The 25243-nt window shown below is 65.2% G+C and carries 2 protein-coding genes; both read left to right on the top strand.

The genetic code is table 11. The features are described 5' to 3' along the window. The first annotated feature begins 280 nt into the window (after positions 1-280). Complete coding sequence (locus tag ACIOMR_RS17605; protein ID WP_401195489.1) at positions 281-13204, top strand: amino acid adenylation domain-containing protein; 12924 nt, start codon at positions 281-283, stop codon at positions 13202-13204. Continuing rightward, the gene (locus ACIOMR_RS17600) at positions 13201-24618 is read left to right on the top strand and encodes an amino acid adenylation domain-containing protein (RefSeq protein ID WP_401195486.1); all 11418 of its coding nucleotides are present in this window, start codon (positions 13201-13203) and stop codon (positions 24616-24618) included. Before ACIOMR_RS17605 ends, ACIOMR_RS17600 begins: the two co-directional genes overlap by 4 nt. Positions 24619-25243 lie beyond the last annotated feature (625 nt).

Genomic DNA, 25243 nt, shown 5'->3' with positions numbered 1-25243 from the left:
AAGTGAGCCGCTGTAAGAGCGGAACCAATCGAAGCCATCACCCAAATAACGGATATGCCCCCCATCCAACAAATACGAAAGTTCCCCCACGCCAGCCGCTTTGTCCCCGCTTCCCATGTCACCCCCCACCCCCCGAATCCTCTAATTTCCCAACCCTGCGGGAAGCCTCCCGGCCCACGACTGCGCCCGCGCTTTAAACCGGGCCTCCCAGGCACTTACGCGACAGCTGAAAACGGACTTTCTCCTCAACCGTATCCGACTCAAAAAAGCAGGTTACCCCATGCAGTTCAGCAAATTACTGGCAGCTCTTTCCACCCACCCGATCCGCCTGCAAATGGACGAAGGCGACCTGATCATCCTGGGTGACGACGACGCGCTGGATGACGCCCTATGGGACCAACTGATCGCCCACAAACCCCAACTGCTCGACCTCGTCGCCCAACACGGCGGCGACTGGCTCAGCCCGGCCTATCGCATCACCCCGGACATGCTGCCCCTGGTCAACCTCGACCAACCCGCCATCGACCGCATCGTCGCCGCGATCCCCGGCGGGGCGGCGAATGTGCAAGATATCTACCCCTTGGCGCCGCTCCAGGAAGGCATGCTCTACCACCATCTGTCAGCGCACCAGGGCGACCCCTACGTGCTGCACGCGCAGTTCGTGTTCGACAGCCGTGCCCGTCTTGAAACCTTCGCCCAGGCCTTGCAATGGGTCATCGACCGCCACGATATCCTGCGCACCTCGATGGCCTGGGATCGCCTCGACGAACCCCTGCAAGTCGTCTGGCGCAAGGCCTCGCTGGCCTGCGAAGAAGCCCGCCTCGACGGCGATGTACTGACCCAACTGCAAGCCCTCTACGACGCCCGCAACTACCGCATGGACCTCGGCCAGGCACCGCTGCTGCGCCTGGTGTTCGCCGAAGACCCGCGCAACCAGCGGGTGGTCGCCATGCTGCTGTTCCACCACACCATCCTCGACCACACCGCCCTCGACGTAGTGCGCCGGGAGATCCAGCTGCACCTCGCCGGCCAGACCGAACACGCCAGTGCACCGGTGCCGTTTCGCAACTACATCGCCCAGGTCCGCCATGGCGTCAGCGAACAGGCTCACGAAGCCTTCTTCCGCGAGATGCTCGCCGATATCGACGAGCCAACCCTGCCGTTCGGCCTGCAGGATGTGCAGGGTGACGGGCATGGCATCGACGAAACCCGCATTGCCGTCGACGGCGATCTAAGTCGCCGTCTAAGGGCCCAGGCGAGACCGTTGGGTGTCAGTCCCGCCAGTGTGATGCACCTGGCGCTGGCCCAGGTGCTGGGCAAGGTCTCGGCTCGCGAAGCCGTGGTATTTGGCAGCGTGATGCTCGGCCGCATGGGCGCAGGCGAGGGCTCCGACCAGGCCCTGGGCATGTTCATCAACACCCTGCCGCTACGGGTAGATGTAGGCGAACAAAGCGTGCGCGAGGGCGTACAAACCACCCATAAACGCCTGACCGAATTGCTCGATCACGAACACGCCTCCCTGGCCCTGGCCCAGCGTTGCAGCGGTGTGGCCGCACCCACGCCGTTGTTCAGTGCCATCCTCAATTACCGTCACAGCGATGCCTCGGACACCCAGGCGGTGATCGACATCGCCGAAGGCATCCAGGTGCTGGGCGCCGAAGAACGCACCAACTACCCGCTGACGGTCAACGTCGATGACCTGGGCGAAGGCTTTGCCTTTACCGTGATGGTGGACGCCTCCATCGGCGCGACGCGCATTGCCGGTTACCTGCACACCGCCCTGGAAAACCTGGTGCTGGCCCTGGAACAAACGCCAGATGCACCGTTGCACATCCTGGGCATCCTGCCTGCCGCCGAACGCCAGCATCTGCTGCACGGCCTTAACGCCAGCACCCAGCACTACGCCGATTCGGCCCTGATCCACCAGCAAGTCGAAGCTCATGCCGCCAGCCATCCCGAAGCCATCGCGCTGCGCTTTGAACACGAACACCTGAGCTACCGCGAGCTGAACGAGCGCGCCAACCAGGTTGCGCATTGCCTGCTCAAGCATGGCATCCGCCCCGATGACCGGGTGGCGATCTGTGTCGAACGCGGGCTGGAAATGATCATTGGCCTGCTGGGGATTCTCAAGGCTGGGGCGGGTTATGTGCCGATCGATCCTGCCTACCCGCTGGACCGTATCGCCTACACCCTGAAAGACAGCGCGCCGCTGGCGGTGCTGGTGCAGGACGACACCCGCCACCTGGTGGGCGACGTCACGTCGATCGACCTCAACAGCCTGCAGCACGAGCCCATCGTCAACCCCAACGTTGCAATCAGCGCGTCCAGCCTTGCCTATGTGATCTACACCTCCGGCTCCACCGGCCTGCCCAAGGGCGTGATGATCGAACACCGCAACGTCGCGCGACTGTTCAGCGCCACCGAGCACTGGTTCAAGTTCAACGCCAATGACACCTGGGCGCTGTTCCACTCGTTTGCCTTCGACTTCTCGGTGTGGGAGATCTGGGGCGCGCTGATGCATGGCGGGCAGTTGCTGGTGGTGCCGCAGCTGGTCAGCCGTTCGCCGGACGAGTGTTACGCACTGCTGTGCGAAGCCGGCGTCAGTATTCTCAACCAGACCCCGAGCGCGTTCCGCCAGTTGATCGCGGCACAGGGCCGCAGCCAGCAACTGCACTCGCTGCGCCAGGTGATCTTCGGCGGTGAAGCCCTGGAACCGGGGATTCTCAAGCCGTGGTACGCCCGGGTGACCAACGCTGGTACGCGGTTGGTCAACATGTATGGCATCACCGAAACCACCGTGCATGTAACCTACCGTGCCCTGGAGGCGGCGGATGCACAGCGGGTGGGCGTGAGCCCGATTGGCGTGCGCATTCCCGACTTGCAACTGTATGTGCTGGACGCCCGCCGCGAACCGGTGCCGAGCGGCGTAGTCGGGGAGTTGTACGTCGGCGGTGCCGGCGTGGCGCGGGGTTATCTCAACCGCGATGAGCTGACGGCCGAACGTTTTCTGACGGATCCCGCAACCGGCCTGCGCCTGTACAAGACCGGTGACCTCGGCCGGATGCTGGCCGACGGCAGTGTCGAGTACCTGGGGCGCAACGACGACCAGGTGAAGATTCGCGGTTTCCGTATCGAACTGGGGGAAATCGAAGCACGCCTGGCCACCTGCGAAGGTGTGCGCGAAGCCGTGGTGATTGCCCGCGAAGACGAACCGGGCGACAAGCGCCTGGTGGCCTACGTGATTGCCCAGCCTGAACACACGCCCACTGCCGCTGAGCTGCGTGACCACCTGCTGCTGTCCCTCGCCGAGTACATGGTGCCCAGCGCCTTTGTGCTGCTCGACGCGTTCCCGCTTACCACCAACGGCAAGCTCGACCGCAAGGCCTTGCCGGCACCGGACGCCGATGCCCTGGCCCGTCGTGGTTATGAAGCGCCACAAGGCGCGGTGGAAGCCGCGATCGCGAATCTCTGGCAAGACCTGCTCAAGGTCGACCGGGTCGGGCGCCAGGACAACTTTTTCGAGCTGGGCGGCCATTCGTTGCTGGCGGTCAAGCTGATCGAGCGCATGCGCCAGCTCGAGCTGAGCGCCGATGTGCGGGTGCTGTTCGGCCAGCCGACCCTGGCTGCGCTGGCCGCTGCGGTGGGCGGGCAGCATGAAGTGCAGGTCCCGGCCAACCTGATCGGCGAAGCGACGCGGCACATCACCCCGGACATGCTGCCGCTGGTGAATCTCGACCAGCAGGCCATCGACCATATCATCGCCAGTGTCCCCGGCGGCATCGCCAACGTGCAGGACATCTACGGCCTGGCCCCGTTGCAGGCCGGCATCCTCTACCACCACCTGGCAACCACCGAAGGCGATCCCTACGTGTTGCAGGTGCAGTTCAGCTTCAGCGGCCATGAGCCGGTCGAGGCGTTTATCCGTGCGCTGCAAAGTGTGATCGAGCGCAATGATATCCTGCGTACCGGGATTGTCTGGGAAGGCCTGGACGAGCCGGTGCAGGTGGTCTTGCGCCAGGCGCTGCTGGTGGTTGAGCAGGTTGAAGCCGATCCTTCCAGTGCCGTATTGGCGCAACTGCAGGAACGCTTCGACCCACGCCACTACCGCCTCGACCTGTCCCGCGCCTCGTTGATGCGGTTTGCCTACGCCGAGGATCACGGCCGTTACGTCGGCATCCTGCTGCTGCACCACATCCTGCTGGACCACACCGCGTTGCAGGTGCTGGTGGAGGAAATGAGCGCGAGCCTTGCAGGCGAAACCGGCTTGCTGCCCGACGCCATGCAGTACCGCAACTACGTGGCCCAGGCGCGCCTCGGTGTGAGCGCTGCGCAGCATGAGGCGTTCTTCAGCGAAATGCTCGGCGACATCGACGAGCCGACCCTGGCCTTCGGCTTGCAGGACGTGAACCGCGACGGCAGCGGTGTGCGCGAAGCGCACGTGGCATTGGAACCGGCCCTCAGCCTGGGCCTTCGCGAGCAGGCCCGGCAACTGGGGGTGAGTGCCGCAAGCCTGGTGCACCTGGCGTGGGCCCAGGTCCTCGGCCAGGTCTCGGGCCAGGACGACGTGGTCTTCGGCACCGTGCTGCTGGGCCGGCTGCACGGCGGCGAGGGCGCCGACCGGGCGCTGGGAATGTTCATCAATACCTTGCCGTTGCGGGTCAGTGTCGGCGCGGTGGGCGTGCAGGCTGGCGTGCGCGCCACCCATGCGCGGCTGGCACAGTTGCTGGGGCATGAACATGCCTCCTTGTCCCTGGCCCAGCGATGCAGTGGCGTGTCCGGTGCGCTGCCGTTGTTCAGCACCTTGCTCAACTACCGCCACAGCGCGCCGGGTGAAGCGCCGGGCGCCAGCCCGTTCGCCGACGCCGGGATCGAAATCCTCAGTTCCGAGGAGCGCAGCAACTACCCGCTGGTGCTGAACGTCGACGACCTCGGCGCAGGTTTTGCCCTGACCGTGCAAGGCGTGGCGGAGGTGGATGTGCGGCGCGTCGGCGACTACATGCTCAGTGCCTTGCGCAACCTGGCCACGGCACTGCAACAGGCGCCGACCACACCGCTGCATCAAGTGTCGATCCTGCCACCCGCCGAGCGGCATCAAGTGCTGGTGGACTTCAACGCCACTGCCCGCGCCTACCCGGCTGCGCACACCGTGCACGGGATCTTCGAAGCCAGCGTCCTGACCAGCCCCGACGCGCTGGCGGTGGTGCACGGCGACGTGTCGCTTACTTACCGCGAACTCAACCTGCGGGCCAATCGCCTGGCCCACTATTTGATCGACCAGGGTGTAAAACCGGGCGACAGCGTGGCCATCGCGCTGCCACGTTCCATCGACCTGCTGGTCAGCCAACTGGCCATCCTCAAGTGCGCGGCGGCGTACGTGCCGCTGGACATCAATGCGCCGGACGAACGCCAGGCGTTCATGGTGCAGGACAGTCACGCCGGGCAGGTGCTGCGTGATCTCGACGGGCTGAACCTCGACAATCAGCCGGCCCATAATCCGAACCTGTCCCAGTCTGCCGAAAGCGTGGCGTACATCATGTACACCTCCGGCTCAACCGGCGCGCCCAAGGGTGTGCAGGTGCCCCATCGCGCCGTCTCTCGATTGGTGATCAACAACGGTTATGCCGACTTCAATCACCGCGACCGGGTGGCCTTCGCCTCGAACCCGGCGTTCGACGCCAGCACCCTCGATGTGTGGGCGCCGTTGCTCAACGGCGGCTGCGTGGTGGTGGTCGAGCATGCCACGTTGCTGTCCCAGGCCGCGTTTGGCGCCCTGTTGCAGGAGCAATCCGTCAGCGTGTTGTGGATGACCGCCGGGCTGTTCCATCAGTACGCCGACGGGTTGATGCCGATGTTCCGGCAACTGCGCTACCTGATCGTCGGCGGCGATGTGCTCGACCCGCAGGTGATCGCCCGGGTGCTTGAGCACGGCGCGCCGCAGCACCTGCTGAATGGCTATGGCCCCACCGAAGCCACGACGTTTTCCACCACCTTCGAGATCAAGTCGGTGGGTGAGGGCGGTATTCCGATTGGTCGACCAATTGGCAACAGCCGTGCCTACGTGCTGGATGCACGGCAGCAGCCGGTGGCGCTGGGCGTGGTTGGCGAGCTGTACATCGGTGGCGCGGGTGTGGCCAAGGGGTACCTGAACCAGCCGCAATTGACCGCAGAGAAATTTATCGTCGACCCGTTCGGCGATGGGCTGCTGTACCGCACCGGCGACCTGGCGAGCTGGCAGGCGGACGGCACCTTGCTGTACCAGGGCCGCAATGACCATCAACTGAAAATCCGGGGTTTCCGTATCGAGCCGGGTGAAATCGAAAGCTGCCTCGCCAGCTATTCCGGCGTGAAAGACACGGTGGTGCTGGCCCGTGAAGATGAGCCCGGCGACAAGCGCCTGGTGGCTTACTACACCGCCCAGGCGCCGCTGAGTATTGAAGCGTTGCGAGCGCACCTGCAAAGCCGGCTGCCGGACTACATGGTGCCGTCGGCCTATGTCTGGTTGGAACTGTTGCCGCTGACCGCGAATGGCAAGCTGGACCGCAAGGGCCTGCCTGCGCCGGATCAGGCGTCGCTGCTCAGCCGTGGTTTCGAAGCCCCGGAGGGCGAGGTGGAAACCCTGCTGGCGCAAATCTGGCAGGACGTACTGAAGGTCGAGCGTGTCGGGCGCTATGACCACTTCTTTGAACTCGGTGGCCATTCGTTGCTGGCGGTAAGCCTGATCGAGCGCATGCGCCAGGCTGGCCTGAGCGCCGATGTGCGGGTGCTGTTCAACCAGCCAAGCCTGGCGGCGCTGGCGGCGGCGGTGGGCAGTGGCCGGGAAATCGTGGTGCCGGCCAACGGCATTGCGCCGGGCTGCGAGCACATCACGCCGTCGATGCTGACCCTGGTCAAGCTGGACCAGCCGGCCATCGACCGCATCGTGGCCACGGTGCCCGGCGGTGCGGCCAACGTGCAGGATATCTACCCGCTGGCGCCGTTGCAGGAAGGCATCCTCTACCACCACATCAGCGCCGAACAGGGTGACCCCTACCTGCTGCAATCGCGCATGGCGTTTGACAGCGTCGAGCGTTTGCAGGCCTTCATGGGCGCGCTGCAAAAGGTCGTGGCGCGCCACGATATCCTGCGCACCGGCGTGGTGTGGGAAGGCTTGGACAGCCCGGTGCAAGTGGTGTGGCGTCATGCCGAATTGGTCGTACAGCACATCCCGCTGGACCCGGCCGATGGTGATGTGATCGAACAACTGCACGCGCGTTTTGATGCCCGCCACTATCGCCTGGATATCACCCAGGCGCCGCTGCTGCGCATGGTGTATGCGCAGGACCCGGCCAACCAGCGGGTCGCGGCGATCCTGCTGTTCCATCACCTGGCACTGGACCACACCGCCATGGAAGTGGTCGGCCAGGAAATGCGGGCGTTCCTGTTCAACCAGGCCGATGACTTGCCGGCCGCGGCACCGTTCCGTCACTACGTGGCACAGGCGCGCCTGGGTGTCAGCGCCCAGGAACACGAGCAGTTCTTCCGCGAAATGCTCGCCGATGTCGACGAGCCCACGCTGCCCTTCGGCGTGCAGGATGTGCAGGGCGATGGCCGGGATATCGAAGAGGCCGAATTGCCCGTCGATGCAGGGCTGGCGCTGCGGGTTCGTGAACAGGCGCGGCAACTGGGGGTCAGCGCTGCGAGCCTGATGCACCTCGCGTGGGCCCAGGTCCTCGGGCTGGTGTCGGGCCGTCAGGACGTGGTATTCGGCACCGTATTGATGGGCCGCATGCAAGCCGGCGAAGGTGCCGACCGGGCATTGGGCATGTTCATCAACACCTTGCCGCTGCGGGTGGAGGTGGGTGCCGACGCGGTACGTGCCGGCGTCAAGGCGACCCACGCCCGGCTCAGTGCCTTGCTGGGCCATGAACATGCGTCCCTGGCGCTGGCCCAGCGGTGCAGCGGCGTGCCGACCTCGATGCCGTTGTTCAGCGCCTTGCTCAACTACCGCCACAGCACCCCGGGCGAAATGGCCCGCGACGGCCACGGTATCTGGGAAGGCGTGCAATTGCTCGGCGGCGAAGAACGCAGCAACTACCCGCTGACCCTGAGTGTGGACGACCTTGGCACAGGCTTCGGCCTGACGGTACTGGCGCTGGAATCCATCGGCGCGCAGCGCCTGTGCGACTCCATGCACAGTGCGCTGGAGCAACTGGTGGAGGCCCTTGAGCACGCGCCGCAAACGCCGTTGCATCAGTTGCCGGTACTGCCTGCCCGCGAACGCGAACACCTGCTGCGCAGCTTCAACGCCACCGCCCGCGACTACCCGCAAGGGCAGACCCTGCACGGCGCTTTCGAAGCCCAGGCCCTGCGCCTGCCGCAGGCGATTGCCGTGAGCCAGGACGGCCAGCACCTGACGTACCAACAGCTCAACCAACGCGCCAACCAACTGGCCCATCACCTGCTGGCGCTGGGCGTACAGCCCGACGACCGTGTGGCGATCTGCTGCCGACGCGGCCCGCAGATGCTGGCGGGCCTGCTGGCGATTCTCAAGGCGGGCGCGGCCTACGTCCCGGTAGACCCGGCCTATCCGGCCGAGCGCATCGCTTACCTGCTGCAAGACAGCGCACCGGTCGCGGTCCTGGCCGAAGAGAGCACCCGTGGCGTGCTCGGTGATATCGCCATCGTCGATCTGCATGGCGCCTATCCCGACGGCACCAATCCCCACGTCGCCAGCCTGACCCCGGCGAACCTCGCCTATGTGATCTACACCTCCGGCTCCACCGGCCAGCCCAAAGGCGTGATGGTGGAACACCGCACCGTGGAAAACCTGGTGCATTGGCACTGTGAAGCCTTCGACCTGCAGGCCGCCAGCCACACCAGCAGCGTGGCCGGCTTCGGTTTCGATGCCATGGCCTGGGAAGTCTGGCCGGCATTGTGCGTGGGGGCGACCTTGCACCTGCCACCGGCCCATGTCGGCAATGAAAACATCGACGAACTGCTGGCCTGGTGGCTGGCCCAGCCGCTGGACGTGAGCTTCCTGCCCACCCCGGTGGCCGAGTACGCGTTCAGCCAGGACCTTGAGCACCCAAGCCTGCGCACCCTGTTGATCGGCGGTGATCGCCTGCGCCAGTTCAGCCATGAGCGACGTTTCGCGGTGATCAACAACTACGGCCCCACCGAAGCCACGGTGGTCGCCACCTCTGGCCGGGTGCGCGCCGGCCAGCCGCTGCATATCGGCAAGCCGATGGCCAATGCCACGGTGTACCTGCTGGATGCACAACAACGGCCGGTGCCGGTGGGTGTGGCCGGTGAGCTGTATGTAGGCGGCCGCGGCGTGGCCCGCGGCTACCTGAATCGCCCGGACCTGACCGCCGAGCGATTCCTCGATGACCCGTTCAACCCGGGCCGCATGTACCGCACCGGCGACCTGGCGCGCTGGCTGCCGGATGGCAACATTGAATATCTGGGCCGCAACGACGACCAGGTAAAAGTCCGGGGCGTGCGCGTCGAGCTGGGAGAAATCGAAACCCGCCTGGCCGCCGTCGACGGCGTCAAGGAAGCCGTGGTGCTGGTGCGCGACGGCCGCCTGGTGGCCTGGTTCACCCAGCAAACCCCGCTGGTTATCGAAACCCTGCGCGCCGAGCTGCACAGCCAACTGCCCGAGGCCATGGTGCCGGTGGCCTACGTCAAACTCGACAGCTGGCCGTTGACCGCCAACGGCAAGCTTGACCGCAAGGCGCTGCCGGCACCGGATCAGGCCGCCGTGCTCAGCCGGGAATATGAAGCCCCACGCGGCGAAGTCGAGACCACCCTGGCGCGGATCTGGGCCGAGGTGTTGCAGGTGGAGCAAGTGGGTCGCCATGACCACTTCTTCGAGCTGGGCGGCCATTCCTTGCTGGCGGTAAGCCTGATCGAGCGCATGCGCCAGGCCGGCCTCAGCGCCGATGTGCGGGTGCTGTTCAGCCAGCCGACGCTGGCGGCATTGGCAGCGGCAGTGGGCAGTGGCCGGGAAGTGGTGGTGCCGGTGAATGCCATCGCCGCCGATTGCCCGCGCATCACGCCCTCGATGCTGCCATTGGTGGAGCTGGATCAGCCGATGATCGACCAGATCGTCGCCAGCGTGCCGGGTGGCGCCGCCAATGTGCAGGATATTTACCCGCTGGCACCGTTACAGGAAGGCATTCTTTACCACTACATCACGGCGGAGCAGGGCGATCCGTACCTGCTGCAATCGCACCTGGCATTCGATACCCAGGCGCGCCTGGACAGCTTCGCCCAGGCCTTGCAGCAGGTGATCGACCGCCACGACATCCTGCGTACCGGTGTGGTCTGGGAAGGCTTGGCGCAGCCGGTGCAAGTGGTGTGGCGCAAGGCTCGATTGACGGTCGAAGCGCTGCATCTGGACGGTGATGTGCTGGCCGGCCTGCATCAGCGTTTCGACGCCCGGCGCTACCGGCTGGACATCGCCCAGGCGCCGCTGATCCGCCTGATGTACGCCAACGACCCGGCCAATCAGCGGGTGGTGGCGGTGCTGCTGTATCACCACATCGTGCTGGACCACACCGCGTTCGACGTGGTGCTGCGGGAAATGCAGGGCTACCTGCTGGGGCACCCCGCACCGCAGTCCGCGCCGATGCCTTATCGCAACTACGTGGCGCAGGCGCGACTGGGTGTCAGCGAGCAGGAGCATGAAGGGTTCTTCCGCGAGATGCTTGGCGATATCCATGAGCCAACGCTGCCGTTTGGCTTGCAGGATGTGCAGGGCGATGGTCGGGATATCGAAGAATTCACGCATCACCTGGACGCTGCCGTCAGCCGGCGCCTCAGGGCCCAGGCACGCCTGCTGGGCGTGAGCACCGCGAGCCTGTTCCACCTGGCATGGGCGCAGGTGTTGGCGGTGACGTCGGGCAAGCCGAATGTGGTGTTTGGCACGGTGCTGGTCGGCCGGATGCAGGGCGGCGAGGGCGCGGACCGGGCCCTTGGCGTGTTCATCAACACCCTGCCATTGCGCCTGGATATCGACGGGCAAGGCGTGCGCGACAGCGTGCGCAGCACCCATGCCCGGCTCACCGCGCTGCTGGGCCATGAACATGCTTCCCTGGCCCTGGCCCAGCGTTGCAGCGGGGTGGCGGCGCCGCTGCCGCTGTTCAGCTCGATGCTCAATTATCGCCACCGGGGCGGCGCCACCCGTTCACAGGACGCGCAGCACGCCTGGGAAGGCATGCAGACCCTGACCAATGACGGGCGCACCAACTATCCGTTGACCCTGAACGTCGATGACCTGGGTGATGGTTATGACTTCACCGCGTTGACCCCGGCCCAGGTAGGCGCACAACGGGTCTGCGGTTATATGCAGATGGCGTTGACCCAGTTGGTGGGGGCCCTGGAGCACGCGCCGCACCAGGCCCTTGACCGCCTGCCGATCCTGGGGGATGCAGAGCGTCAGCAACTGCTGTTTGATTTCAATGCCACCGAGGTTGACTACGACCTGGCGCAGACCCTGCACGGCCTGTTCGAGGCCCAGGTCGAGCGCACGCCGGATGCATTGGCGGTGAAGGCGGGTGAGCAATGCCTGACCTATGCCGAGCTGAACCAGCGCGCCAACCAACTGGCGCACCACCTGCGGGAACTGGGCGTGCAGCCGGATGCGCGGGTGGTGATTTGCGTCGAGCGTGGTCTGGAGATGGTCATCGGTCTGTTTGCGATCCTCAAGGCCGGTGGTGGTTATGTGCCGCTGGACCCGGCGTACCCGCTGGATCGCCTCGCCTACATGCTGCAAGACAGCCAGCCCGCGGCGCTGCTGGTGCAGGGCGCTACCCGTTCGTTGCTGGGCGACGTGACGGTGCCGGTGGTGGATCTTGACCAGAACACCTGGGCGCACCAGCCGGTGTCCAACCCACAGGTTCCCGGGTTGACCGCGCAGCACCAGGCCTACGTGATCTACACCTCCGGCTCCACCGGCCAACCCAAGGGCGTGATCAACGAGCACGCGGGTGTGGTCAACCGCCTGCTGTGGATGCAGGACGCCTACGGCCTGAACGCCACTGATGCGGTACTGCAGAAAACCCCGTTCAGCTTCGATGTGTCGGTGTGGGAGTTCTTCTGGCCCCTGTTCACCGGTGCGCGGCTGGTCATGGCACGCCCCGGCGGGCACAAGGAGCCGGCTTACCTGTGCGAGGTGATCGCGGCAGAACAGATCACCACCTTGCACTTCGTGCCGTCGATGCTCGATGTGTTCCTGGCCCACGGTGATGTCAGCCAGGGCGCCGGGCTGCTGCGGGTGATGTGCAGCGGCGAAGCCTTGCCCGGCGGCCTGGTGCGGCGCTTCAAGCAGCAATTGCCCGGCATCGGTTTGTACAACCTCTATGGCCCGACGGAAGCCGCGGTGGACGTGACCGCCTGGAACTGCGCCAGGCCCGTGGTGCCGGACAACACGCCTATCGGCAAGCCGATTGCCAACACCCGCATGTACCTGCTGGATGCCCGGTTGCAACCGGTGCCGCTGGGCGTGGTGGGCGAGCTGTTTATCGCCGGTGTGCAAGTGGCTCGCGGTTACCTGCACCGTCCCGAACTGACGGCCGAGCGCTTCCTCAAGGACCCGTTCAACCCAGGCCGGATGTACCGCACCGGTGACGTCGGGCGCTACCTGCCGGATGGCAATATCGAGTACCTGGGCCGTAATGACGACCAGGTAAAAATCCGTGGCCTGCGTATTGAACTCGGAGAAATCCAGGCGCGGCTGACCGAGTACCCACAGGTGAAGGAAGCGGCCGTGTTGGCCCGCGACGAACGCCTGGTGGCGTACTACACCGGCGTGCCAGCCGATATCGAACAGTTGCGGGCGCACCTGCTGGCGCGCTTGCCGGACTTCATGGTGCCCGCGGTATTCGTCCATCTCGACGCTCTGCCCCTGAGCCCCAACGGCAAGCTCGACCGCAAGGCCTTGCCGACGCCGGGTGTGGAATCACTGATCGTGCGCGAGTACGAGGCCCCGGTGGGCGCTACCGAAATCACCCTGGCGCGGCTGTGGACCGAGCTGCTGAAGGTGGAGCGGGTCGGGCGTCACGACAACTTTTTCGAGCTGGGCGGGCACTCGTTGCTGGCCGTCAGCTTGATCGGACGCTTGCGTCAGGAAGGCATGGAAGCCGATGTGCGGGGCCTGTTCGAACAGCCGACCCTGGCCGGCTACGCCGCAATTACCGAACGAATGGAGATCGTCCTGTGAGCATCATCGAACTGTTGGCGACACTCAAGGCCAAGGATGTGCAACTGGCGCTCAAGGGCGATCAGTTGTCGGTGCAAGGCAACAAGCAGGCCCTGAGCGACGCGGCACTGGTGGCCTCGCTGCGCGAACACAAGCCGGCGCTGATCGAGCTGATCAAGGCCGGGGAGTACTCGGCCACCAAGGCCGGTGAGGTGCAGGTGCCGGCCAATGGCATTCCACCGGGCGCTACCTCGATTACCCCGCAGATGCTGAGCCTGTCGACCCTCAGCCAGGCGTCCATCGACCGTATCCTCGAGACCGTCGAGGGTGGCGTCGCCAATGTGCAGGACATCTACCCGCTGGCACCGTTGCAGGAGGGCATCCTCTACCACCATGTGAGTGCCGAGCACGGCGACCCGTACATCATGCAGTCGCTGTTTGCCTTCGACAGCCTTGAGCGTTTCGAGGGCTTTGCCCTGGCCTTGCAACAGGTGATCGACCGTCACGACATCCTGCGGACCGGCGTGGTGTGGGAAGGCCTGGAAGAACCGTCGCAAGTGGTCTGGCGCACGGCGCGCCTGCCGGTGCAGGCGATTGAACTGGACCCGGCAGACGGCGATATCGCCGCCCAGTTGCATCGCCTGTTCGATGGCCGCCACTACCGCATGGACGTGACCCGCGCGCCGCTGCTGCGCCTGGTGCGGGCCTGGGATGAAGCCGGCCAACGGGTGGTGGCGATGCTGTTGTTCCACCACATGGCCCTGGACCACAGCGCGCTGGAAGTGGTCTGCCACGAGATGCAAGCCTGCCTGCTGGGCAGGGCGGCTGAACTGGGCCAGGCGGTGCCGTTTCGCAACTATGTCGCCCAGGCGCGCCTGGGCATCAGCGAGCAGGAGCACGAAGGGTTCTTCCGGCAGATGCTCGGCGACATCAGCGAGCCGACCTTGCCCTACGGCCTGCAGGATGTGCAGGGCGACGGCGACAACATCCAGGAGATCAGCCTGCCGCTGGCCCCGCAGTTGAGCCGGCGCTTGCGCGCCCAGGCCCGGCAGTTGGGCGTCAGCGCCGCGAGCCTGTTCCACATGGGCTGGGCCCAGGTGCTGGGAGTGCTGGCGGGCAAGGAACAGGTGGTGTTCGGCACGGTGCTGATGGGCCGCATGCAGGGCAGCCACGACACCGACCGTGCCCTGGGGATCTTTATCAACACCTTGCCATTGCGGGTGGATGTAGGCGCCGAAGACGTGCGCACCGGGGTCAAGGCGACCCATGCCCGGCTGACCACCTTGCTGCGTCACGAACACGCGGCGCTGGCCCTGGCCCAGCGTTGCAGCGGTGTAGTGGCGCCGACGCCGCTGTTCAGCGCGTTGCTCAACTACCGCCATAGCGCAGGCGGCGCGAGCGCCGAAGCGGTCTCGGCCTGGCAGGGTATTCAAGCGTTGCGCTCCGAGGAACGCACCAACTACCCGTTGACCCTGAGCGTCGACGACCTGGGCGAAGACTTCAGCCTGAGCCTGTTGGCCAGCGCCCAGGTTGATCCGCAGCGGGTGTGCGCTTATCTGCAAACTGCCCTGGGGAACCTGGTTCAGGCGCTGGAACAGGCACCCGAAACACCCTTGAATCGCTTGTCGGTGTTGCCCGAGGCGGAGCAGCGGCACTTGCTGGAGCAGTTCAACGCGACAGCCATCGACTTCCCCCAAGGCACCACCCTGCATGGGCGTATCGAGGCCCAGACCCTGCTGACCCCGGACGCGGTGGCCGCGGTGTATCAAGGCCGCCAGCTGACCTACGCCGAGTTGAATCAACAAGCCAACCTGCTGGCCCATCACCTGCTGGCGCTGGGGGTAAAACCCGACGATCGCGTGGCCATCGTTGCCCGGCGCGGGCTGGACACCCTGGCCGGGTTGCTGGCGATCCTCAAGTCCGGCGCCTGCTATGTACCGGTGGACCCGTCGCACCCGGCCGAGCGCCTGAGCTACCTGCTCGGCGACAGCGCCCCGGTCGCGGTACTGACCCAACATGCATTGCTGGAGCGCCTGCCCGCGCTCGATGTGCCGGTGATCAACCTGGACCGTTTTACCTGGCACCACCATTCGGCGAGCAACCCGCAGGTGGCCGTCACGCCCACCAACCTGGCCTACGTGATCTACACCTCCGGCTCCACCGGCCTGCCCAAGGGCGTGATGGTGGAACATCACACCGTGGCCAACCTGGTGGACTGGCACTGCACCGCGTTTGACCTGTGCGCAGGCCGCCACACCGCGAGCGTTGCCGGGTTTGGCTTTGACGCGATGGCCTGGGAAGTCTGGCCGGCACTGTGCGTGGGGGCCACCTTGCACCTGCCGCCGGCCCACGACGGCGCTGAAGATATCGACGCGCTGCTGGACTGGTGGCGCGCACAACCGCTGGACGTGTGTTTCCTGCCCACGCCGGTGGCCGAATATGCGTTCAGCCAGAACATCGAGCACCCGACCCTGCGCACCTTGCTGATTGGCGGCGACCGCCTGCGCCAGTTCACCCGGGCCCAGCGTTTCGAGGTGATCAACAACTACGGCCCCACGGAAGCCACGGTGGTCGCCACCTCCGGGCGGATCGAGCCCGGGCAGCCGTTGCACATCGGCAAACCCATCGCCAATGCCACGGTTTACCTGCTGGACGAACAGCAGCGCCCGGTGCCCTTGGGGGTTGCCGGTGAACTGTACGTGGGCGGCAAGGGCGTGGCGCGGGGTTACCTCAATCGCCCGGAAATGACCGCCGAACGTTTCCTGGATGACCCATTCAATTCGGGCCGCATGTACCGCACCGGCGACCTCGCGCGCTGGTTGCCGGACGGGAATATCGAGTACCTGGGCCGCAACGACGACCAGGTGAAAATCCGCGGTGTGCGCATCGAACTGGGGGAAATCGAAACCCGCCTCAACCAGCTGCCCGGTCTCCAGGAAGCCGTGGTGCTGGCCCGTGAAGACCAACCGGGCCAGCCCCGGCTGGTGGCTTACTTCACCGAAAACCCGCAATTCGAACCGCTTGAAGTGGGCGCGATTCGCGCCCACCTGGTGGCGCACCTGCCGGACTATATGGTCCCGGTGGCCTACGTGAAACTCGATGCGTTGCCCCTGACCGCCAACGGCAAACTGGACCGCAAGGCGCTGCCAAAGCCGGACCTGGCCGCCGTCTTCACCCGCGAATACGAGGCGCCTCATGGCGATATCGAAACCGTCCTCGCGCAGATCTGGGCCGATGTGTTGCAAGTGGAACGTGTTGGGCGCCAGGATCATTTCTTTGAGTTGGGCGGCCATTCGTTGCTGGCCATGCGCATGGTGTCCCAGGTTCGCCAGCAACTGGGGGTCGACCTGGCACTGGGCGAACTGTTCGCCAATGCCGAACTGGCGGCGGTGGCGCAGGTAGTGGCCCAGGCCGGGCGCAGCACCTTGCCGGATATCCTGCCGGCGGCGCGGGACACGGAGTTGCCGTTGTCGTTTGCCCAGCAACGCCTGTGGTTCCTGGCGTTGATGGAGGGCGCCAACACCGCCTACAACATTCCCATCGGCCTGCGCCTGCGCGGGCAGTTGCACGTCGACGCGCTGCAACGGGCCCTGGCACGGATCGTCGCGCGGCATGAGACCTTGCGCAGCCGGTTTGCCCAGCAGGATGACGACGCCCAGGTGCTGATCGTGCCGCCTGAAGAAGTGATGCCCCTGCAAGTCCAGGACCTGCGCCGCCACCCCGAAGCACAGCAGGTGCTCGACGCGTTGATCCAGGGCGAAGCCTCGGCGCCTTTTGATTTGCAGCGCGGCCCGCTGTTGCGCGGGCGCCTGGTGATCATGGCCGACGATCACCACGTGTTGCTGCTGACTATCCACCACATCGTGTCCGATGGCTGGTCCATGGGCGTGCTGACCCGCGAACTGATGGCGCTGTACCAGGCGTTCAGCCACGGTGAGGCTGACCCACTGCCGCCGTTGCCGATCCAGTACAGCGACTTTGCCGTATGGCAGCGCCTGTGGCTGAGCGGCGAAGTGCTGCATCGCCAGAGCAGCTACTGGCAACACACCCTGGCCGGTGCGCCGGCGTTGCTGATGTTGCCGACCGACCGTCCACGCCCGGCCCAGCAGGACTACGCCGGCAGCAGCGTCGAGGTGCACCTGGATGAGCGCCTGAGCGCCGGGCTCAAGGCCCTCAGCCAACGCCACGGCACCACGCTGTACATGGTGATGATGACGGCGTGGGCCTCGTTGCTCGCGCGTTTGGCCGGGCAGGAGGAAGTGGTGATCGGCTCGCCGGTCGCCAACCGCCAGCGGGCCGAGGTGGAAGGCCTGATCGGGTTGTTCGTCAACACCCTGGCAGTGCGCATTGATACCTCGGGCGAACTGAGCGCCGAGGCGCTGCTGGCGCGGGTCAAGGGGCTGGCGCTGGACGCCCAGGCTCATCAGGATCTGCCGTTTGAGCAGGTGGTGGAAATCACCCGGCCATTGCGCAGCCTGGCCCATAGCCCGCTGTTCCAGACGATGTTGACCTGGCAGGACAGTGACGCGCCGGTGCTGGCCCTCGGCGACCTGAGCCTTGAAGGCATTGTGGAGGACAGTCACTTTGCCAAGTTCGACCTGTCCCTGAACCTCGGCGAGACCCGGGGCGAAATTCGCGGCACCCTGGAATACGCCATCGCGTTGTTCGACGAGTCGACCATGCAACGCTATGTCGGCTATTTCAGCCGCGTGCTACAGGCCATGGTGGATAACGATCAGGCGGTGCTGGAGCAGGCTGACTTGCTGGACGATCAGGAGCGCCAGCATCTGCTGTTCGACTTCAATAACACCACAGTGGATTACAACCTCGACCAGACGCTGCACGGTATGTTCGAAGCCCAGGTGGCGAGAACGCCGGATGCGCTTGCGGTGAAGGCAGGCTCGGAGTGCCTGAGCTATCGCGAGCTGAACGAACGGGCCAATCAGTTGGCGCACCATCTGCGGGAGCGGGGTGTACAGCCGGATTCGCGGGTGGCGATTTGCGTCGAGCGCGGCCTGGAGATGGTCATCGGCCTGTTCGCAATCCTCAAGGCGGGCGGCGGTTATGTGCCGCTGGACCCGGCGTATCCGCTGGACCGTATCGCCTACATGCTCAAGGACAGCGCCCCGGCCGCCGTGCTGGTGCAGGGCGAAACCCGTTCGTTGCTGGGCGACGTCACGGTGCCGCTGGTGGACCTGGACCGGAACACCTGGCAGCACCAATCAACGTCCAACCCACGAGTGGATGGGCTGACCGCGCAGCATCAGGCCTACGTGATCTACACCTCGGGTTCTACCGGCCAACCGAAAGGCGTGATCAACGAGCACGCGGGCGTGGTCAACCGCCTGCTGTGGATGCAGGACGAGTACGGACTGACTGCCCAGGACAGGGTGTTGCAGAAAACCCCGTTCAGCTTCGACGTGTCGGTGTGGGAGTTCTTCTGGCCGCTGTTCACCGGCGCGCGGTTGGTGATGGCGCGTCCTGGCGGGCATAAAGACCCGGCCTACCTGTGTGAGGTGATCGAGGCGGAGCAGATCACCACGCTGCACTTTGTGCCATCGATGCTCGATGTGTTCCTGGCCCACGGCGACGTCAGCCAGAGCGCCGGGCTGGTGCGGGTGATGTGCAGTGGTGAAGCGTTGCCCGGCAGCCTGGTGCGCCGCTTCAAACAGCAGTTGCCGGGCATCGGTTTGTACAACCTTTATGGCCCGACGGAAGCGGCGGTGGACGTGACGGCGTGGGATTGCGCCGGGCCCGTCACGCCGGACAACACCCCCATCGGCAAGCCGATTGCCAACACCCGCATGTACCTGCTGGACGGGCAGTTGCAGCCTGTTCCATTGGGTGTGGTGGGCGAGCTGTTTATCGGCGGTGTGCAAGTGGCGCGGGGTTACCTGCACCGTCCTGAGCTGACTTCCGAGCGCTTCCTCAAGGACCCGTTCAGCGCGGGCCGGATGTACCGCACCGGCGACGTCGGGCGCTACCTGCCGGACGGCACCATCGAGTATTTGGGCCGCAATGACGACCAGGTGAAAATCCGTGGCTTGCGCATCGAACTGGGGGAGATTCAGGCGCGACTGCTGCAATACCCGCAGATCAATGAAGCCGCCGTGGTCGCCCGCGATTCACGGCTGGTGGCTTACTACACCGGCGTGCCGGCGCAAATCGACGCTTTGCGCAGCCATTTGCTGGAACACCTGCCGGACTACATGGTACCGGCCACCTTCATGCACCTGGACGCCTTGCCCCTGAGTCCCAATGGCAAGCTCGACCGCAAGGCACTGCCGGCGCCAGGCCTGGAATCGGTGAGCGCCCGGGAGTACGTCGCGCCTGTGGGGGAAACCGAAATCACCCTGGCCGGCCTCTGGGCGGATTTGCTCAAGGTGGAGCGTGTGGGTCGGCACGACCATTTCTTCGAGCTGGGCGGCCATTCGCTGCTGGCCGCCAGCCTGATCGGCCGCATGCGTCGGGTCGGGTTGTCGGCGGATGTGAAAGTCCTGTTTGGTCAACCCACCCTTGCAGCCTTGGCGGCTGCCGTGGGTGGTGGTCGCGAAGTGGTGGTGCCAGCCAATGGGATCGCCGCGGATTGCACGCGGATCACCCCGGACATGCTGACGCTGGTGAACTTGAAGCAACCCGCCATCGACCGCCTTGTCGCGAGCATTCCCGGTGGCGCGGCCAACGTTCAGGACATTTACCCGCTGGCGCCGTTGCAGGCCGGGATCCTGTATCACCATCGCGCAGTGCAACAGGGTGACGCGTACCTGTTGCAGGCGCAGTTTGCCTTCGCCAGCGTCGAGCGCCTTGAAGCGTTTGCCCAGGCGTTGCAGGCGGTGATCGAGCGGCAGGATATCCTGCGCTCGTCGATGCACTGGGACGGGCTGGAAGAACCGGTGCAGGTGGTGTGGCGCCAGGCCTCGCTGCGGGTTGAGCCGATTCAACTGGCGGGCGATGTGCTGGAGCAATTGCAGGCGCGCTTCGAACAGCATCGGCTGAACTTGGCTCAGGCACCGCTGATGCGCCTGGTGTACGCCGAGGACCCGGCCAACCAGCGGGTGGTTGCGTTGTTGCTGTTCCATCATCTGGTGATGGACCACGTTGCGCTGGAGGTGCTGCAGCACGAGATGCAGGCGTGCTTGCTCGGCCGGCGCGAGCAGTTGGGTGCGGCGGTGCCGTATCGCAATTATGTGGCGCAGACGCGGTTGGGCATGCGCGAGGAAGAGCACGAAGCGTTCTTCCGCGAGATGCTCGGGGAGGTCGATGAGCCGACGCTGGCATTGAGTGCACCGGGTGAAGCGCAACAGGCACATTTGCGCGTCGACCCGCTGTTGAACGGGCGCCTGCGCACCCTGGCACGGCAGCTTGGGGTGAGTGCTGCGAGCCTGATGCACCTGGCCTGGGCGCAGGTGCTGGGCAAGGTTTCCGGCCGCGAGCAGGTGGTGTTCGGCACCGTATTGCTGGGCCGGCTGCAAGGCGGCGAAGGCGCCGAACGTGCCTTGGGTGTGTTCATCAACACCTTGCCGCTGCGGGTCGACCTGGGTGAACGCACGGTGCACGCAGCGCTGATTGCCACCCACGCAAGCCTGACCCGGTTGCTCAGTCACGAACATGCGCCACTGGCCCTGGCCCAGCGTTGCAGCGGGCTGCCGGCCAATACGCCGCTGTTCAGCGTGCTGTTCAACTATCGCCACAGCGCCCCGCACGCTGGCGGCGTAGCCGAGGCGTGGCAGGGCATGCAGGTGCTCAAGGCCGAGGAACGTACCAACTTTGCGCTGTCCCTGAGTGTCGATGACCTGGGCGACGGGTTTGGCTTTGACGCCATGGGGCAGGGCGCGCCACGCCTCTGCGAGTACCTGCATGTTGCCCTGGAGCAACTGGTGCAGGCCCTGGAACAGAATGCAGGGGGCTCAATCAGCCAACTGTCGATTCTGCCGGCGGCGGAGCGTGAAAAACTGCGGATGGAATTCAACGCCACCCAGCGCGAATTCCCTCACGAACATACGGTGCAGCGTTTGTTCGAAGCCCAGGCCCAGGCACGCCCGGGTGCTATCGCAGTGGTGCATGGTGAACACACCCTGAGTTACGGCGCGCTGAACACCCGAGCAAACCAGTTGGCGCACCACCTGCGCAACCTGGGCGTGCAGCCCGGCGACCATGTGGCGATCCTGTTGCCGCGCTCGATTGACCTGTTGCTCAGCCAACTGGCAATCCTCAAATGCGCGGCGGCCTACGTGCCGCTGGACATCAACGCCCCGGCCGAGCGCCAGGCCTTTATGGTGCAGGACAGTGGCGCGGTGTGGCTGTTGACCCACAGCAGCGAGCCTGTCGCTTACCCGGCCCGACGTATCGACCTCGACACCCTGGCGCTGGACCCGCAACCGAGCCACAACCCGGACCTGTCGCAGTCCTCGGAGCGCGTGGCGTACATCATGTACACCTCCGGTTCCACCGGCACCCCCAAGGGTGTGCTGGTACCGCACCGAGGCATCACGCGGCTGGTGATCAATAACGGCTACGCCGATTTCAACGCCCATGACCGCGTGGCGTTCGCTTCCAACCCGGCGTTCGACGCGAGCACCATGGACGTGTGGGGCCCCTTGCTCAACGGTGGCCAGGTGCTGGTGATCGACCATGCGACCTTGCTCGACCCCGGCGCGTTTGGCCGGGCACTGAAGGCGGACGGGGCGACGATCCTGTTCGTCACCACTGCGCTGTTCAACCAGTACGTGCAATTGATTCCCGACGCGTTGGCCGGGCTGCGCATCCTGTTGTGCGGCGGCGAACGGGCCGATCCGGCGGCGTTCCGCAGCCTGCTGGCCCAGGCGCCGGCACTGCGGCTGGTGCATTGCTACGGCCCGACGGAAACCACCACTTACGCCACCACGCATGAAGTGCAGGCCATCGCCGCCGATGCCGAAAGCGTGCCGATCGGCAGGCCGATTGCCAACACGCAAATCCACCTGCTGGATGCGCACTTGCAGCCGGTGCCGCTGGGCGTGGTCGGGGAAATCTGCATTGGCGGGCATGGCGTGGCCAAGGGGTACCTGAACCGGCCGGAGCTGACGGCCGAGAAGTTTGTCGATGATCCGTTTGGCGATGGCTTGTTGTACCGCACCGGCGACCTTGGGCGCTGGTCGGCGGACGGACTGCTGGAGTGCATCGGGCGTAATGACGACCAGGTGAAGATCCGCGGCTTCCGCATCGAGTTGGGCGAGATCGAAGCACGCCTGGCCACCTGCAGCGGCATCAAGGATGTGGTGGTGCTGGCACGAGAAGATGCGCCGGGGGACAAGCGCCTGGTGGCGTACTACACCGGCGAGCCGCTGGCCATCGAAGTGTTGCGCAGTCATCTGCTGCAGCACCTGCCGGACTACATGGTGCCATCGGCCTATGTACCGCTGGAAAAAATGCCCCTGACAGCCAACGGCAAGGTCGACCGCAAGGCCCTGCCGGTGCCCGCGCTGGAGGCATCGGCGAGCCGCGTGTTCGAGGCGCCGGCGAACGAGCTGGAACAGACCCTGGCACGCCTCTGGGCCGAGGTGTTGCGGCTGGAGCAGGTCGGTCGGCATGACAGTTTCTTTGAACTGGGCGGCCATTCGTTGCTGGCGATCCGGCTGGTCAACCTGATGGAAGAGGCGGGGCTTGAGGTGTCGTTGGCCGAGCTGTTCCAGCACGCCAGCGTGGCCTCGGTCGCCTCGATGCTCGGTCAGCGCACGGCGCGGGAGGACAACAGCTCGCTGATCACCGTACGCGCCAGCGGCAGCCAGCCGCCGTTGTTCCTGGTGCATGAGTTCAGCGGCATGGACGTGTATTTCCCGGCGCTGGGCCGGCACCTGCCGGGGGACTACCCGATCTATGGCCTGCCCGGTACGCCCCTTGGCGAGGTGCAGTTGCAGACCATGGAAGGCCTGGCGGCGCGGCTGGTGGGGATTATCCGCTCGGTGCAGCCCCATGGGCCGTATCGGCTGGCGGGTTGGTCGTTCGGCGGGGTGTTGGCCTATGAAGTGGCGATGCAACTGCAGGGGCTGGACGAACCGGTGGCATTCCTCGGGTTGATCGACAGCTACGTGCCGCGCATGACCGACCAGGGCAAGGCGCGCTGGAGCGGGCCGGATGCCCTCAAGCGGCATTTGCTGTTGCAGTGCACGGCGTATTGGAAGGCACAGGGAGGTGTGGATGAGTTGGCGAGCCTTGAGCAACTGGAAGCGGACATTGGACAGCTGGACTTTGCGGGTTTGCTGCAACGCTGCCGCGATCGGCATTTGTTGTACGCGCAGATGGCGGCGGCTTCGGACGCGGACCTGTTGAGTTTTATCCAGCGGGAAGTCGGGCATGGGCATGCGTTGGCGCATTACAGCCTGTTCCCGATGCCGTTGGCGGTGCACCTGTTCAGCGCCGCAGAGCGGCCGACGGAGCTGTCGCGGCGCAGCCTGGATTTGGGATGGGATGAGGCACTGGCCGCGGGGCAATTGCGCCGCATTGAGGTGCCGGGGGATCACCAGAGCATGATGCAGGCACCGCATATCCAGGCGCTGGGGCAGGCGATGGGTGAGGCCCTGGCGTTGAGTGAGGCGCCGGCGGTGGCGGTGCATCAGCCGTTGTTGCGGATCCAGAGCGGACGCGCCGCGCATGCGCCGATTTTCTGTGTGCCGGGGGCGGGGGATAGCGTGACGGGGTTTGTGGGGTTGACCGAGGCGTTGGGCCGGGACTGGCCGATCTTTGGCTTGCAGCCCCGTGGGCTGGATGGGGAGGTGGTGCCCCATAGCCAGGTTGAGGCGGCGGCGCGCTGTTATTTGCAGGCCCTGGAGCAGGAATGTCCTTCGGGGCCGGTGCATTTGGTGGGGCATTCGTTTGGCGGTTGGGTGGTGTTCGAGATGGCCACGCGGTTGCAGGCTCAGGGGCGTGAGGTGGCGTCGTTGACGTTGATCGACAGCGAGGCGCCCGGGGGCAATGGGGTGGTGGGCCGACCCTATACCACGACGGCGGCGTTGTTGCGGCTGATTGAGTCGATGCAGGTGGCTTCGGGTAAGTCGCTTGGGATTGATGCGGTGGATTTTGCCGGGCGCGATGAAGTGGAGCAGCGAAGGTTGTTGCATGGGGGGATGGTGGGGGTTGGGTTGTTGCCTGCGCGGTCTTCGGTGGATGCCATGGATGGGCCGGCGCGTACGTATGCGTCGGCGTTGCGCACGGTTTATCGGCCTGGTCGGCGGTATGAGGGGGTGGTGCGGTTGGTGTTGGCGGAGGATCCGACCCTGGACGCGGCAGGGAATCAGCGGGAGCAGGGGTTGATGGTTGAGGGGTGGCGCGGGTGCGTGGGGGTGTTGGAGGTTTGGTATGGGCCGGGGAATCATTTTTCGCTGCTCAAGGCGCCGAACGTCTTTAGTTTGGCGGCTTGGTGGCGGGATGGGGTTGTGGTTGGGGAGCGGGTTTCGTGAGGACTTTTGATGGTGTACATATCCGTTGCTGCGGTAACGGCCACTTAGGGTTCCGCTCTTACAGCGGGTCACTTTTGGCAAACGCCCCAAAAGTAACCAAAAGGTCTTTGCCCCACCACTCGGTGCCTCGCCCAGGCTCGGCATGCCCGCACTCCGGCACGCTTGCGCGGGCCGCCGCGACGGGCCATCCATGGCCCGGCGCGGCTAAATCGGCATCCTTGCCGATTTACCCGCTCCACCGTGCCTACTTGCGGCCATCGTGGTTAACGGGGCCCGCAGATCAAGATCAAGATCAAAAGCACGGCGGCCTGAAAGCCGACCTGAGTGTTAGAAGCAAAGGCAAAAGCTGCTTTTCTGTAGGAGCTGGCTTGCCTGCGATGCAGACACCTCGGTGGATCAGGCAGACCCAGTTGATGCCATCGCAGGCAAGCCAGCTCCCACATTTGACCGTGCCCGCTCTTGATTTGGCTTGTGCCTTTGCTTCACCACACTCAAGCCGGCTCTCAGGCCGCTGTGCTCTTGCTTTTGATCTTGATTTTGATCTTAGGCGCCCCGTTAAACCACGCTGGCCGAACGCAGGCTTTGGAGCGTGGGTAACCTGGCAGGACGCCAGGTTAGCCGTCCT

Origin of the sequence: Pseudomonas sp. NPDC087814 (genome assembly GCF_044742865.1) — a bacterium.
Taxonomy (GTDB): domain Bacteria; phylum Pseudomonadota; class Gammaproteobacteria; order Pseudomonadales; family Pseudomonadaceae; genus Aquipseudomonas.
Note: the sequence above shows the minus strand (reverse complement) of the source record. Positions and strands in the feature narration are given on the sequence as shown.